The following is a 15,385-nucleotide window of genomic DNA, read 5'->3' as shown; positions in this document are numbered from 1 at the left end:
TGTGTATAAGAGACAGGCGCCAGCACCAGCATCTTGTCGTCGTCGGTCAGCCGGGGGCGGGAACCGGTACGGGTGCGCAGGACACCCAGGCCGGGTGACCCGTCACCGGAGACCAGACCCTCGTGCACGCGGCAGCGCTGGTAGCCCAGCAGCAGGAAATTCCCGTTACCCAGCCAGCGCAGCAGCGCCGCGACGTCGTCACGGTCGGGGGCCGAGAAGTGGCCGTGCTCGTTGGTTTCGACGTCGGCGGCCAGCCCGCTCAGGGTGGCGATCAACGCGCCCGCGTCGCTGGCGACCTGCTGCACGTCCGAGAGGACCTTGGGCAGCAGCCGTTGGACCTCGGCGAGACCCTTGCCGTCGACGGACGGCAGCAGCTGCACGTGTATCCACGCCTCCCCCAGGTACTGCGGCGCCCCGGGCGGCTTCGGTTCGACGGTGACCAGGTCGCCGCTCGGGTTGCGGTGCACCTCGAACACGGGCGTCATGATGGCCGTGTAGGGCACACCGAGCCGGTGCAGCAGCACCGTGACGGAGTCCAGCAGCATGCCGCCGTGGTCGGTGACGACTTGCATCGCGGGCCCGATTCCGGTCGGGTCGTCCGGGGGGTAGACCGCGACGCGGCTTTCACCGGCGGGACGGTGCTGCCCGAGCCGATAGTGGGCGCCCAGCATGGCGGGAGTCACGATGGCGGCCGGAACGGTCAGGTCGATCGGACCGGATTCGGCGACTCCCGGCTGGTCGCCGTGCGGACCGCGATAGCTCTCGATGTAGGCCTTCGCGATCCAGTCCGGGATGTCCTGCTGCTGGGTGAACGTGGTCCACGGCTGGAGGGCCTGCTTGGCTCCGGGATCGATCGTCATGCCGATGGCTCCCAACTCGCGACCATTGCCACTGTGCTCAACCGCCCGCTCCTGTGCCGCCGTGCCGCCGCATCGCCGTCGAGGGGCAGCGCAGCTGACACTAGTCGCGCGTGAGCTTCCGGTGGGTCACTCTGTGCGGTCGCGCCGCGTCGACGCCGAGCCGTTCGACCTTGTTCTCCTCGTATGCGCCGAAGTTGCCCTCGAACCAGAACCACTTGGCCTCGTTGTCCTCGTCGCCCTCCCAGGCCAGGATGTGGGTGCAGGTGCGGTCCAGGAACCAGCGATCGTGGGAGATCACCACCGCGCAGCCGGGGAATTTCTCCAAGGCATTCTCCAGCGAACCCAGCGTCTCGACGTCCAGGTCGTTGGTCGGCTCGTCGAGCAGGATCAGGTTCCCGCCCTCTTTCAGCGTGAGCGCCAGGTTCAGCCGGTTGCGCTCGCCGCCGGACAGCACGCCGGCCGGCTTCTGCTGGTCGGGCCCCTTGAACCCGAAGGCCGAGACGTAGGCGCGTGACGGGATCTCGTTCTGGCCGACCTCGATGTAGTCGAGGCCGTCCGAGACGACCTCCCACACGGTCTTCTTGGGGTCGATGCCGGCGCGGGACTGGTCCACGTAGCTGAGCTTGACGGTCTCGCCGACCTTGACGGTCCCGCTGTCCGGCTGCTCGAGCCCGACGATGGTCTTGAACAGGGTGGTTTTGCCGACGCCGTTGGGGCCGATGACGCCCACGATGCCGTTGCGGGGCAGGGTGAAGGACAGGTCCTTGATCAGGGTGCGCCCGTCGTAGCCCTTGTCGAGATGCGAGACCTCGACCACCACGTTGCCCAGCCGCGGCCCGACCGGGATCTGGATCTCCTCGAAGTCGAGCTTGCGCGTCTTCTCCGCCTCGGCGGCCATCTCCTCGTAGCGCTGCAGGCGGGCCTTGTTCTTCGCCTGGCGCGCCTTGGCCCCCTGCCGCACCCAGGCCAGCTCCTCGGTCAGCCGCTTCTGCAGCTTGGCGTCCTTGCGGCCCTGCACCGACAGCCGCTCGGCCTTCTTTTCCAGGTAGGTCGAGTAGTTGCCCTCGTAGGGGTAGGCGCGGCCGCGGTCGAGCTCGAGGATCCACTGGGCGACGTTGTCCAGGAAGTACCGGTCGTGGGTCACCGCCAACACCGCGCCCGGGTAGGCGGCCAGGTGTTGTTCGAGCCACTGCACGCTTTCGGCGTCCAGGTGGTTGGTCGGCTCGTCGAGCAACAACAGGTCGGGCTTGGCCAGCAGCAGCTTGCACAGCGCCACCCGGCGCCGCTCGCCGCCGGACAGGTTCGTCACCGGCTCGTCCGGCGGGGGGCAGCGCAGGGCGTCCATGGCCTGTTCGAGCTGCGAGTCGAGGTCCCACGCGTCGGCGTGGTCGAGCTCCTCCTGCAGCCGACCCATTTCCTCCATCAACTCGTCGGAGTAGTCGGTGGCCATCAACTCGGCGACCTCGTTGAAGCGGTCCAGCTTGACCTTGATGTCGCCGAGCCCCTCCTCGACGTTGCCCCGCACCGTCTTCTCTTCGTTCAGCGGCGGCTCCTGCTGCAGGATGCCGACGCTGGCGTCCGTGGCGAGGAAGGCTTCGCCGTTGTTCGGCTTGTCCAGCCCGGCCATGATCCGCAAGACGCTCGACTTGCCGGCGCCGTTGGGGCCGACGACACCGATCTTGGCGCCCGGGTAGAAGCTCAACGTGACGTCGTCCAGGATCACCTTGTCGCCGTGCGCCTTGCGGACCTTTTTCATCGTGTAGATGAACTCAGCCATGCCGCGGTCATGCCTTTCTGGTCTTTGAGAGAGTTCTCGCGACCATCCTAGGCATCGCCCGGGGGGCCGGATTCCGCAGCTAAGCCGACATCGGCAACGGTCCGGTGTCGGCGGACGCGGCGCCGCCCTCGCCGTCGGCGTCCGCACCGGCGGTGCCGGCGGCCTCCGCGGCCGGCGTGGCGGGGTCGGCGGGGGCCGGACCCGTGTAGCCCGGCCGCTCGATGCGCACGATCGCGCGGGACACATCCGGCCCGACGGAAGTGGCCCGCATCTCCAAAGACGAGCGGCGGTTGCCGTCGCGGTCCTCGTACTCGCTGGTGTACACGTGGCCCACCACGATCACCGGCGCCCCCTTGCCCAAGGCGGCGCCGACGCCGGTGACCAACTTGCCCCAGCAGTTGACGTTGATGAACAGGGAGTTACCCGGCTCCCAGCCGCCGTCGGCCGTGCGCCGGCGGGAATTGCTGGCGACGCGGAACTTGATCACCTCCTGCGTGCCCACCTGTCGGCGTTCGGGGTTGGTGACGATGTGTCCGACGACCGTAAGCGGTGTTTCAAACATTGGCTGATCCCTTCTCGGTTGCTATTTCTCTGGTGTGGTGACCATTGACCTCGCCGCAACCGACGGACCGCGCATGAACGGGGCCTGAACCGGCTCTCGACGGGCGGCCCTGTGGACAAAGGCGGGACTGTGGATCAGTCCGATCGCACGTCCGCGGACCACCCGCAGCAGCCGGAACTTGTCGTACCCCGTTGCGATCGTGGGCCCATGTCTTCGACCGCAACTGCCGGCGCTGTGGCAGTGAGTCCCACCGAGCGTTTGGACGAGGTGTTCGAGGAGCTGGCGGAGTTGGCCGGTCAGCGCAACGCGATCGATGGGCGCATCGTGGACCTGGTCGCCGAGATCGATCGTGATGAGCTGTGCGGCATGACCGGCGCGCGCTCCGTTGCGGCGTTGGTGGCCTGGAAGCTGGGGTTGTCCCCGGCCGCCGCGCACACCATCGCCACCGTCGCGCACCGGGCCGAGGAGTTCCCCCGCTGCACGCAGGGGTTGCGCGAGGGGCGGCTGTCGCTGGATCAGGTCGGCGTCATCGCCGCACGCGCCGGCGAGGGCTCCGACGCGCACTATGCGGAACTGGCGCGGGTGGCCACGGTGCACCAACTGCGAACCGCGATCAGCCTCGAACCGCGCCCTGACCCCGGTCCCCGGCCCGAGCCAGAGCGCTCGTTCACGAAGACGTCCACCGAGCGGGGCAGCTGCTACCGGATCACCCTCCCGCCTCCGGACGCCGCGAAGTTCGACACCGCGTTGGCGTCACACCGGGACGCGCTGATCGCCGAATGGAAACAAGACCGCACCGACGGAGCGTCCGAAAGCGCGCCGCCGCTGCCGGGCACCGCCGAGGCGTTTGTGCGGCTGGTAGAGGCCGGCTGGGATGCCGAGGCGGCCCGGCGGCCGCACGGGCAACACACCACCGTGGTGGTGCACGTCGACACAGAGAAGCACGCCGCGGCACTGCATCTGGGTCCGCTGCTGTCCGACGCCGAACGCCGCTACCTGACCTGTGATGCCACCTGTGAGGTGTGGTTCCACCGAGACGGCCAGCTCATCGGCGCGGGCCGAACCACGCGCCAGATAAGCCGACGGCTACGCCGCGCGCTGGAGCACCGCGACCGCACGTGCGCTGTGCCCGGCTGCGGCGCGACCCGGGGTCTGCACGCTCACCACATCTGGCACTGGGAAGACGGCGGCCCCACCGAGCTGACCAACCTCGTGCTGGTCTGTCCCTATCATCACCGGCTGCACCACTCCGGGGGCATCACCATTGTCGGACCCGCACACGATCTGACCGTCACCGACGCCGCCGGGCGCACACTGAGTCCGGGATCGCTGGCGCGCCAACCCACCGGACCGCCGCCCGCCGTTCCACCGTGCCCGGGACCGATCGGCGAACGCGCCGACTGGTGGTGGTATGACCCCTACCAGCCCAAACCACCACCGTCCAACAACTAGTCCGTCGCCGAAGCCGAGAACCGCGCACGGACCAACAGCCGCTCGAGGCCCGCACCGCAGCACCTTGTCACTGGGGCTTTGCATGTCCCGGCGCGTCGCGCCGCGCCAACTCGGCCAGCATCGCGTTGTAGGCGACCAGCTCGGCGTCATCGTCGCGCTCGGCGGCGCGGTCCAGCCGCCGGGCGGTGCGGTCGTCGCTGCGCGCCCACTGCACCAGCAGCGCCAGCATCACGATCACCAGGGGCAGTTCCCCGGCTGCCCAGGCGATGCCGCCGCCCAGCCGCTGGTCGCCCAGCAGGTCGGTGTGCCAGCTCAGACCGAGTGACCGGTAGTAGTCGGCGCCGAGCACCCTGCGGGTGCCCATCAGCACCACCCCGAAGAACGCGTGCAGCGGCAACGACGCGAACACCACGCCCACCTTGGCCAGCGGCGGGATCGGCCGCGGCGTGGGGTCGACGCCGATGACGATCCAATAGAACAGGTAGCCGCTGAGCAAAAAGTGCACGTTCATCGCCAGGTGCCCCGAGTGGCTGCCGACGGCGGTGTCGAACAGGGTCGACAGGTACAGCCCGTAGAACCCGGCGACGAAGAGCACGGTCGCGACGACGGGGTTGGTGAGGAACCGCGACAGCCGGCTGTGCAGCGCGGCCAGCAGCCATTCCCGCATGCCGGGCGGGTCGTCACGGCCGGCGGCGGGCAGCGCCCGCAGGGCCAGGCTCACCGGCGCGCCCAGCACCAGCAGGATCGGGACCAGCATCGACAGGCCCATGTGGGCGACCATGTGGACGCTGAACATCGCCGGCATGTAGCGACCGATGCCCGAGGAGGTGACGAACAGCAAGGCCAGGCAGCCGAGCAGCCAGGCCGTGGTCCGGCCGGGCGGCCACGCGTCGCCGCGGCGGCGCAGGCGCAGCACGGCGGCCACGTAGAGGCCGGCGAGCACGATCGCGGCGGTGCCGAAGATCAGATCGAAGCGCCAGTCGAACAGGATGCGCGCCGGCGTGGGCGGGCCGTTGAAGTCGTAGCCGATCTCGGCTTCGGGTATCGAGGGCAGCCGGGCCGGCGGTGGCGGCGGCGGGGTGCGGCCCAGCCCGACGGCGACGCCGAAGGTGAGGCCGAAGACGGCGGCCTCGGTGAGCGCGAGCCGAAGCAGGACGCGGCGCGCGCCATCCGGTTCGGCCTGCAACCGGCCGACCGAGGAGCGCCGCTGACGCCAGCCCAGCACGCCCAGCACGCACAGCGCGAGGAACTTCGCGACCACCAGGCGCCCGTAATCGGTGGTCAACAGGTCACCGAGCGGCACGCGCACCACGGCATTCATCACGCCGCTCAGCGCCATCGCGACCCAGCACCACAGCGCGACCGCGGAGAACCGCCGCGCCGCCAGGGCGAGGTGCCCGCCGCCCCGCAAGCCATAGGCCGCCAACACCAGCAGGCCGCCGGCCCACAGGCCGGCGGCCACCAGGTGGATCAGCAGGCTGTTGGTGGCCAGGTCGTGCGACCCGCCGGCCGACGAGTGGCCGGTCAGCCCCAGCGGGATGAGCGTCAGCACCGAGCCGGCGAACAGCAGCGGCGTCCACGACCAGCGCAGCACCGGCAGGCTGGCCAGCATCACCAGCGCGGCCAGCGCCGCGGTCCACCGCCAGGCCGACGCGGTGGTGACCAGGCCCGCCACCGACCAGATGCGCACCGGGTTCAACAGCGCGCCCAACGGTCGGCCCGACACGTCCGAAACGGTCAGCGGCACCAGCAGCGCGGCACACACCGCCCACACCCCGGACGCGACCGTTCCCAGGCGAAGCGCCCGGTACCCGTCGGCGTCCAGGACGCCGCTGCGCTGCGGAGGCACCAGAAACGCCGCGAACAGGAAAGCCCCGACGGCCAGCACCGCGGCGATCTCCCCCGCCGCCCGGACGAACGGCAGCCCCAGCGTGGTTGCCGGGCCCGGGTTCGGCAACCCCGTGGCGCTCAGCGAGTCGGCCAGCGACAGCGCGCCGATCCCGGCCGCCGTGCAGCCCGCCAACACCGCCACGCCGATCAGCAGCGGCCACGCCAGCGCGCGCGGGGTGCTCAGCGACCGATCGACCGTCATGCAGCCAGGGTATGGGCGCGAACCCGCGGCTATCGAGCCAGGCGCTCCTGGCGCGCCCTGGCCTCGCGGGCGACGAACTGGTCGCGCGAGATCCGCCCGACGTAATCGGAGTCCCGCAGGATGTCCCGCAGCTCCGCCCGAAACGCGGTCCGCCGTTCGGCGAGGTCGGCGGCGGGCGCGATCAGCTCCTGATCGACGACGACCTGATACGCGGTGGCGAACAACAACGTCGACACCGATTCGCTGCTGCGGACCCGGGTTTGCGCCACGTATTGCCGGCCGACGCCGAGCGCCGACTCGGTCAATTCCTTCTGCGCGACGTCGGCCGGCGCGTCGCGCAGCACGTCGGCGACGATCTCGTAGGCCTCGAAGAACACCCGCAACATCGCGTCCGCCATCAACGGACGCTTGGCGAACAGCATCTCGTCGATCTCCTCGCCGCCGGCGCTGACGTGGGCCTCCCAGTTGTCATGCCAGGCCATCTCTTCGGCGATGTTGTCGCGAAACGCCGCCGAATCCGCGAAGTAGAAGTCGAACTTGAGCAGGTCGCGCAGGCGCATCGCCTGATCCCAGAACGCCTGCATGCGGTCGCCCTCGACGTGCCGGGCGTGGGCCAGGGCGAGTTCGACTATCGAGGTTTCCAGGAAGGCATGGATCAGCGAGTTGCGGTAGAACGCGGCCGCGTGCTGCTCGTCGGGGGCGATGCGCCACACTGGTTCCCGGCCACCGTCGACCCTGGTGATGGGGTGCCCGTTGGACAATGCGTCGACCGCCGCCCGCACGCCCTCGCGCGAGCGCAGCCGCAACGCGCTCGTCGACATCGGGTTGTGTTTGCGTTCAAGGTAATCCAGCGAGTCCTGCAGGGTGTGGTGCAGCTGACCCAGCGTCAACGCCGCGCCGCGGGTGGTCAGCAGTAGCGCGCACACCAGGCCCGTCGCCGTCACCGGGGTCGCCTGCAGTATCCGCCAGGCGACCTCGAACGACATCTTCTGCAGCGCAAGCCGTTTGGCGTCCTGGTCCTGCGCCATAGGGCCGTGCGTCGGGCCCAGGTACTGGCGCATCGAAACTGCTTCGGGGAAGCGGACGTAGATCTTGCCGTAGTTGCGTTCGCCCTGCGCTCTGATGAAGTTGTACAGCCAGCCGACCCCTTCGGGCGTCTTCTCCCCGCCGCGGGCGTAGGCGGCGTATTCGGCGGTCTCGTGCAGCTGGTCGAAGCTGATGGACACCGGTTGCAACAGGATGTCTTCGCTGCGACCGTCGAGATAGGCGTCGGCCACGTAGGCCAACAACCCGAGTTTGGGGGGCAGCATCTTGCCGGTGCGGGAACGCGTGCCCTCGATGGACCAGCTCAGGTTGAACCGCTTCTCGACTATGTAACCCACGTACTCGCGCAAAACGTATTTGTAGAGTGGGTTTTCGCCGATGTTGCGCCGGATGAAGATGACGCCCGACCGGCGCAGCAGCGGCCCCATCGCGCCGAACGCCAAGTTGATGCCGGCGAACACGTGCACGGGCGGGAGCCGGTTCTCCTGCATCGCCACCGGCACCACCGCGCCGTCGATGTAGGAGCGGTGCGAGAACAGCAGCACCGCGGGGTGGGTTTCCAGGGCGGCGCGCATTGCCGCGACCTGGTAGCCGTCGTAGTCGATCTCGGGGTCGAATCCGCGGCTGAGCGCCCTCCCCAGGACGCCGACCAGGTCGACCGACACCCGGCTCCAACCGGTGGAGAGCTCATCGAGCATCTCGCCGGCTTGTTCGACGGTCGCGCCGGGGATTTTCTTCAGCCCGGCACGAAACCGGCTGGACTCCAAGATCTCCGGCTTCACCAGGCGCGGCGACTTGTACTGCGGCCCCAGGATTCGGTACTCGACACGCTCCAACGCCAACAGCGCGCGACGGATGACGAATCGGGCGAAGTCGCTCTCGTTCTCGCCGACGGTGATGTCGCGCCACTGCTGGCGCAGTTCGGAGACCTTCGCCGGTTCCCCGGCCACGACCCGCGCCCGCTGCGGACCGGTGCGCATGATCTTCAGTTGCTGACGTTCGTTGGGGGCGTAGGGGTCCCGGCCCGGCAGCAGGCCGGCGAGCTTGGCGATCCGGCCGCGGTCCGGTGGCGGCAGCCAGAACACCCGCACCGGCACGATCCAGCGGTCGCCGGCCGCGTCGTCACCGGCCTGGAGCTGCCCGATCAGCGGGCTCAGCGCCTCGGGCGCCGCGTTGGGCGGTGGCAGTTCCAAGACGTCGAACCTGGCCGCCGGCTTGTCGGCGCGTTGTTGCGCCATCCAGGCCGTCACCAGTTCCCTCTCGACCGGAGAGCTCATGGACGCCAACACCAGCGAGTCTTGGCCGGTGAGGACCGCGGTGGTGTCCGCGGCCAGTTCGGTCACGGCCGCCCTTCGGTCGGCGGTTCGGCGCGCAGCGCCGCGTCGGCGGGCCGTTGCGCCTCACCGTCTTTGAGGGCGGCCTCCGACTCGTGCGGATTCGCCTTGGCGGGCTTGGCTTTCGGCGCGGCCTTCTTCGCCGCCGCCTTCTTCGCCGGTGCCTTCTTCGCCGGAGCCTTCGCGGCCGCCGGCTTTTTCGCGGGGGCCTTGGCCTTGGCCGCCGCCTTCTTCTCCGCGTAGAGGTCAACCTGGGGCAGCTCGTCGACCGGCCAGTTGGCCAGCGTGTCCAGATACAGCTGGCGGACCTCGGCGATGCGCTCCGCCAGGTTCTCGACCGTCCAGTCCTGCACCGAGATCGGCGGGAACACCGCGACATCGACCGTGCCGGGGTTGATGACGGTGGAGTTGCGGGCGGCGACGAGCTCGGCGTTACGAATCACGATCGGCACGATCGGGATTCCGGCCGCCATCGCGAGGCGGAACGGGCCCTTCTTGAACGGCCCGACTTCCGTGGTGTCCACCCGGGTGCCTTCCGGGGCGATGACGATGGACAGCCCCTTGCGGGCCCGGTCCTCGACCTCGTGCATCGTCTCCACCGCGGCCGCGGGGTCGTCGCGGTCGATGAACACGCCGTCGAGCAGCTTGCCCAGCGTGCCCATGATGGGGTCCTTCTGGAGTTCCTTCTTGCCCACGCCAATCCAGTTGTCGCGCACCAGCGCACCGGCGATGACCGGGTCGACCTGGTTGCGGTGGTTGAAGATGAACACCGCCGGTCGCTGCGCGGTCAGGTTCTCCTGGCCCATGACGTTGAGCTGCACGCCGGCGATCGCCAACGACAGCTGGGAGAAGGTCGAGGTGAAGAAGTTGACCCCGCGCCGCCGGTTGCGGGTCAGCACGCCGATGCCGACGGCGCCCGCGGCGACCGGGAACATCGAGCCGAAGCCGGCGAGGGTGCGCAGCTGGCGCCGCAGGCCCACTGGCCCGCGGCTGTTGAAGCGCAGGATGGGCCAGCCGCGGCGCTTGGCCACCGCGGCCATCTTGCCCTCGGGATTGGTCGGGCGGGGATTGCCGACCAGGTACATCAGGGCGACGTCCTCGTCCCCGTCGGCGTAGAAGTAGCTGTCCTTGAGGTCGATGCCGTTCTCGGCCGCAAACCGTTGTACCGCAGCGGCTTTGCCGGGCCCCCACAGGATCGGCTTCTGCACGCCGCCGGTGAGTATCCCGTCCTCGGTGGTCTCGAACTTGTTGGTGAGCATGTTCGAGATGCCCAGGAAACGCGCCACCGGATTGACCTGGATGGTCAGCGCCGACGAGCTGAGCACCACGGTGTGCCCGCGAGCGACGTGCGCCCGCACCAGCTCCCGCATCTCCGGGTAGATCCGCGACTCGATCCGCTGCACGAACAGCCGCTCGCCGATCTCCTCCAGGTCGTCCAACAGGCGGCCGGCCAACGCGGCGGCGGCCTTGCCGATGAGGTCCTCGAACTCGATGCGCCCGAGCGTGTGGCTCAGGCCGGCCTGAACCATGCCGAGCAACTCGCCCACGCCCATGTCGCGGCGCAACAACCGCTCCTGGGTGAGGATCACCGCCGTGAAGCCGGCCACCAGCGTCCCGTCCAGGTCGAAGAACGCCCCGATCTTGGGGCCCGGGGGGCTGGCCATGATCTCGGCGACCGAACCCGGCAGCCGCATGTCGCCGGAGGGCCCGTCGTCTCGCCGATCCTTCGGGGCGCTCATGAGCTCTTCGCCGTCCGCGCCGAGGTCGCCGGTTCGTTGAAGGAGGCGGGCACCGCCTGCGGCGCCCCCTCGCCGGCCAGCGCGAGGATTTCGTCGAAACCCTCCAGCAGGCATTGGGCGAACAATGGCTCGTTGCGCACCGACGCCCGGTCGTAGCGCACGGTGATGGTGCACCACCCGCCCCGCGAGATCAGCACCACCATCATCGCCACCCCGGGCAGCGGCCCGATCCCGTACTGCCGCAACACCTTTGCCCCGGCGATGTAGGTGTCCCCGGGGTAGACCGGGACATTGCTGGCCTGCACGTCGGAGCCGATCACCGACCCGGTGATCCCCTCGAGCACCGCGGTCGGCAGGACGCTGAGAAGCGGCGCGACCGAACCGACGATGTTCATCGCGGGCTCGTCGCGGCGCTGCGTCATCTGCGCGCGGATCTTCTTCATCCGCGACACCGGGTCGACCGTGCCCACCGGGGCGGCCAGGTTGACGCCGGTGAACCGGTTGCCGCCGGCCGTGTCGGCGTCGGCCCGCAGGTTGACCGGCACCGCCATCGGCAGCGTGCTGATCGGCACGCCGAGCGCCTCGTGGTAGCGCCGCAGGGCGCCGCACAGGCCGGCGAGGTAGGCGTCGTTGATCGATCCCCCACCGGCCTTGGCGGCCTTGTGCAGATCGGAGAGCGGGATGTCGATCGCCTCGGTGCGGGTGGCCAGGCTGCGCCGCCGCAGCAGCGGCGACGGCTCGGCCGCCCGGTTGAGCACCCGCATCCCGGACATCGCGTAACCGACGATCCCGGACACGGTGGGCCCCGGTTCCAGAACCACCCGGCCCGCCGCCGACACCGCCCCGGACAGCGCGGTCAGGACGCCGCCGACCACGGCGGAGGGCAAGTGGTTAATGCCTTGCCGCATCAGGTCATTGGAGGTCAGGTCCTGCGGAATGGGCAGCGGGGGCGTCGGCTTGGCCGGCGGATCACGCTCGAGGTCGTAGATTTCGGCGAACATCTGCACCCCGCCGACGCCGTCGGTGACCGCGTGGCTGACGTGCAGCAGCGTCGCGGCCCTCCCGCCGGCCAGGCCCTCGACGAGGGTGGCCGTCCACAGCGGCCGGGAGATGTCCATCGGCGACTGCAGGATCACCTCGGCGAGGTTGAAAACGTCGCGCAGTGTGCCGGGTTCGGCCACCCGCATGCGGCGCACATGGAATTCGAGGTTGAAATCGGGGTCCACCACCCAGCGCGGCGACGCCGTCGGCAGCGTCGGCACGACCACCTTCTGCCGCAGGCGCAGCACCCGTCGCGAGGCGTTCTCGAATCGGGTCAGGAATCTATCCCAGTCCGGGGTGGTGTCGAGCAGCTCCAGCGCCATGATCCCCGACCGGGTCCGGGGATTCGCTTCGCCCCGATGCATCAGATAGTCGACCGGTCCGAGCTGGTCGGACAGCTTCACGACCTCGACGGATTCAGCCATGATCGCCCGCCCGACGCGTCAACCCTGTCACCGAAGATCAAGCCTCCTGCCTCGGACCCGCCTGCGCAATCGCCAACACAACGCTAGTCGGGTTGCCGCGCTGGTGAAAGGAGCGGTCGGGCCAGGCGGGTCAGCTGGCCGAGGTGGCGGGCAGCGGGACCGAGTCCAGCAGCGAGCTGACGCGCCGGCCGTAGACCACGCCGAGGAAATCGGCGACCGCGTCGGCGGCCAGCCGCGATCGCACCGTCGACAGGATGTCGAACGCGTGGTGCGCGTTGTCCAGCTCGGCGTGGGCCACCGTGGCGGCGCCGGCCGCACGCAGCGCCGCGCAGAAGGCCCGGGCCTGGCCGCTGGGAACCAGCTCGTCCTTCTCGCCGTGCAGCACGAAAAACGGCGGCGCCTCGCTGTGCACGTAGGACACGGGCGACGCCGCCTCGAACCGCTCGGGCTCGTCGGCGTAGCGGGCCTTGACCACGAATTGCTCGAGGAACGGCAGCATCAGGTCGTGCATGTTGTCGAAGTCGGTGAAGTCGTACACCCCGTAATAGGGCGCGACGGCCTGAACCGTCGTGTCGGCGTTTTCGAATCCGGGCTGGTAGGCGGGGTCGTTCGGGGTGAGCGCGGCCAGGGCGGCCAGGTGTCCCCCCGCCGACCCGCCGGTGATCGCGATGAAGTCGGGATCGCCGCCGTAGTCGGCGATGTTCTGGCGGACCCAGGCGATCGCCCGCTTCACGTCGATCAGGTGCGCGGGGAACGTGGACCGGGGGCTCTTGCAGTAGTTGATCGACACGCAGATCCAGCCGAGTTCGGCCATGCGGCTCATCAGCGTGTAAGCCTGGACGCGCTTGTCGCCGACGGTCCACGCCCCGCCGGGAACCTGGATCAGGACCGGCGCGCGTCGCCCCGGCGCCATGTCATGGCGTCGCCAGATGTCGAGCAGGTTGTCGCGCCCGTTCGGACCGTAGGAGATGTTCGACGTCTGCGCCGCGTACCGGCGGTGCGGCCCGGGCCTGCCCAACACGCCGCCGCGGGGGGCACAGACGGGATTGACGCCGGCCGGATGGCGCACCTGCTCGCGGAAGTCCGGGCCGAAGGACTCCTCGAGCGCGGCGGTGAGGGCCCGGTCCGCCCGCTGTGCCGCCCAGCTGGCGCCGACGCGACCGATGGACGGGTGCGAGACCCGCGACAGGGCGTGGCCGGTCAGGACGTGCGGCGGAAATTCCGTGGAGATCCAGCCGACGAGGCAGCCCAGCGCGAACGGCGAGCCGCGCAGCAACAGCGTGCCGGCCCGGTAGGCGTCCATCGCATCGGCGGCCAGGCGTAATGCCTGGGTACCGGCCCACGAGCACCGTGAAGTCAAGTGCATGGTCACGCTCATAGCAACGCCACCCCTCGACGGTTTGCACACGCCTCGTTGCGGTTAACGGCCGATTACCGGCCGGTGTTGTACGTGTGTCGAGGGTCCCAACCATAGCCGATAACTGCTCGGCGCGAACGCTTTTCGTGCGCGCCGCCGCGGCGAGTCGTGTCGCGACACGCCGTTGGAATAGACTGACCTGCACATTGCCTCCGTAGCTCAGGTGGATAGAGCAAGGGCCTTCTAATCCCTAGGTCGCACGTTCGAGTCGTGCCGGGGGCACCCGTCAGCCGTCGTGGCTCGTGACCGCCGCGCGGCCGGCTACTTGACCATCGTGAACTGGCAGACGTTGGTGTAGCCATCGCGGAACAGGTCGGAGCAGCCCCGCAGGTAGTGCAGGTAGATGTCGTAGGTCTCCTGCCCCTTCAACGCGATCGCCTCGTCCTTGTGGGCCTCGAGGGCGTCCGCCCACGCGTTCAGCGTCGGCACGTAGTTCTTGCCGATGAAGTGGTGGCGCTCGATCTGGAAACCCGCCTCGGTCGCATACCGATCGATCTGATGCACCTGCGGCAACCTGCCGCCCGGGAAGATCTCCTTGAGGATGAAGCTGATGAACCGCAGCAGGGTCATCGTCGTCTTCAGGCCCAGCGCGTTGACCTCGTCGGTGGTCGGCACCACGATCGAGTGCAGCAGCATCCGGCCCCCGTCGGGCAGCAGGTCGTAGAACTTCTTGAAGAAGACGGCGTACCGCTCGTATCCGGCGTCGCCCGCCCCGTCGGCGAAGTGCTCGAACGCGCCCAGCGACACGATCCGGCCGATCGGTTCGTCGGGAAATTCCTCCCAGCCCTGGATCCGCACCTCCATGCGGCGGGGACTGTCGATCTCCTTGAACTTCTCCACGTCGTGTGCGTACTGGTTCTCGCTGAGCGTCAGGCCGACGACGTTGACGTCGTACTCGGCCACCGCGTGCCGCATCGTCGAACCCCAGCCGCAGCCGATGTCGAGCAGCGTCATGCCGGGCTCCAGGTTGAGCTTGTCCAGGGACAGCTTGCGCTTCGCGTACTGCGCCTCTTCCAGCGTCTTGGTCAGATTCTGCGGGTCGGGATGCTCGTCGAAGTAGGCGCAGCTGTAGGTCATCGACGGGTCAAGCCAGAGCTTGAAGAACTCGTTCGATTTGTCGTAGTGCGACCGGACCTTCTCAACCGGTGGCTTGAGTCGCGCACTTCCCGCGTTCGCCTGATCGGACATTGCCCAACGCCCCTAACTTCGAGCGGATACCGATGGGTTTCTGGTGGTTAAAGTGATCCTCCCCCAAAAAAGTCTAGGTAAACGCGCCTGCACTTCCCGTCAACTCGTGTGCCACCGCATCGAATGCGCGCAGGGTGTCCAACATGTGCGGCTCATGCGAGTGCGGCTGGGTGGACAGCTTGGCGGCGACGACCTCCGCGGCACGGTTGACGTAGACCATCTGACCGCACATGCCAAGGCACAAAACAACGTTGGCACCCCGGTAGGGAAACCACATTTGGTTGCGGTACATCCCGCCGGGCAGATCGGTGTCGTGGTCGGGGCTGGCGGCGAACGCCTCACGTGAGTCGGGTCCCCCGTTGAAGGTGTCGGTGAGCCACGCGGGCGGCACCACCTGTTGGCCGGTCAACGAAACACCGTCGCGCAGGAACAACGACTGTCTCTTATACACATC

Annotated in this window: 9 protein-coding genes, 1 tRNA gene and 2 pseudogenes; 2 read left to right on the top strand and 10 right to left on the bottom strand. The window is 68.9% G+C overall.

All coding sequences use genetic code 11. The annotated features are described in order from the left end of the window. From WU80_RS20825 to WU80_RS20815, 3 genes and pseudogenes are all read right to left on the bottom strand, one after another. Window positions 1-860 (bottom strand): annotated as a pseudogene (locus WU80_RS20825) (NAD-glutamate dehydrogenase domain-containing protein); the annotation flags it as partial. A gap of 100 nt (window positions 861-960) precedes the next feature. Continuing rightward, entirely contained in the window at window positions 961-2,637 is a 1,677-nt protein-coding gene (ettA, locus tag WU80_RS20820; protein ID WP_055400163.1) for an energy-dependent translational throttle protein EttA, read from the bottom strand. Window positions 2,638-2,716: 79 nt separating this feature from the next. After that, on the bottom strand, window positions 2,717-3,199 hold the full coding sequence (locus WU80_RS20815) for a single-stranded DNA-binding protein (protein ID WP_055400165.1): 483 nt from the start codon (window positions 3,197-3,199) through the stop codon (window positions 2,717-2,719). A gap of 207 nt (window positions 3,200-3,406) precedes the next feature. Between WU80_RS20815 and WU80_RS20810 the strand changes: the two genes are divergently transcribed. Then, the gene (locus WU80_RS20810; protein ID WP_055400167.1) at window positions 3,407-4,651 is read left to right on the top strand and encodes an HNH endonuclease signature motif containing protein; all 1,245 of its coding nucleotides are present in this window, start codon (window positions 3,407-3,409) and stop codon (window positions 4,649-4,651) included. A 67-nt stretch (window positions 4,652-4,718) separates the two neighbouring features. Here WU80_RS20810 and WU80_RS20805 read toward each other — a convergent pair whose 3' ends face one another. The 5 genes from WU80_RS20805 to WU80_RS20785 all read right to left on the bottom strand — a co-directional run bounded on the left by WU80_RS20805 (window position 4,719) and on the right by WU80_RS20785 (window position 13,704). Next, window positions 4,719-6,743, bottom strand: coding sequence for a cytochrome c oxidase assembly protein (locus tag WU80_RS20805; RefSeq protein WP_055400169.1), 2,025 nt, complete (start codon window positions 6,741-6,743; stop codon window positions 4,719-4,721). Between the two features lie 29 nt (window positions 6,744-6,772). After that, window positions 6,773-9,130: a glycerol-3-phosphate 1-O-acyltransferase gene (locus WU80_RS20800; protein ID WP_055400171.1), complete on the bottom strand. Its 2,358-nt coding sequence runs from the start codon at window positions 9,128-9,130 to the stop codon at window positions 6,773-6,775. Continuing rightward, window positions 9,127-10,860: an HAD-IB family hydrolase/lysophospholipid acyltransferase family protein gene (locus tag WU80_RS20795; protein ID WP_055400173.1), complete on the bottom strand. Its 1,734-nt coding sequence runs from the start codon at window positions 10,858-10,860 to the stop codon at window positions 9,127-9,129. Before WU80_RS20795 ends, WU80_RS20800 begins: the two co-directional genes overlap by 4 nt. Then, complete coding sequence (locus tag WU80_RS20790) at window positions 10,857-12,326, bottom strand: wax ester/triacylglycerol synthase family O-acyltransferase (RefSeq protein WP_055400175.1); 1,470 nt, start codon at window positions 12,324-12,326, stop codon at window positions 10,857-10,859. The genes WU80_RS20795 and WU80_RS20790 overlap by 4 nt, the downstream gene beginning before the upstream one ends. A 130-nt stretch (window positions 12,327-12,456) precedes the next feature. After that, the gene (locus WU80_RS20785) at window positions 12,457-13,704 is read right to left on the bottom strand and encodes an alpha/beta hydrolase (RefSeq protein WP_055400177.1); all 1,248 of its coding nucleotides are present in this window, start codon (window positions 13,702-13,704) and stop codon (window positions 12,457-12,459) included. A gap of 187 nt (window positions 13,705-13,891) precedes the next feature. On the opposite strand from WU80_RS20785, the gene WU80_RS20780 reads away from it, so the two are divergent. Beyond that, window positions 13,892-13,965, top strand: a tRNA-Arg gene (locus tag WU80_RS20780). Window positions 13,966-14,004: 39 nt separating this feature from the next. On the opposite strand, the gene WU80_RS20775 is transcribed toward WU80_RS20780, so the two are convergent. Both WU80_RS20775 and WU80_RS20770 read right to left on the bottom strand, forming a co-directional pair. Then, entirely contained in the window at window positions 14,005-14,931 is a 927-nt protein-coding gene (locus tag WU80_RS20775) for a cyclopropane mycolic acid synthase family methyltransferase (protein WP_055400179.1), read from the bottom strand. Between the two features lie 73 nt (window positions 14,932-15,004). Continuing rightward, window positions 15,005-15,385 (bottom strand): annotated as a pseudogene (locus tag WU80_RS20770) (hydrolase); the annotation flags it as partial.

This window comes from Mycobacterium sp. UM_11, assembly GCF_001414075.1.
GTDB lineage: Bacteria > Actinomycetota > Actinomycetes > Mycobacteriales > Mycobacteriaceae > Mycobacterium.
This window is presented reverse-complemented; position numbering and strand designations above follow the sequence as displayed.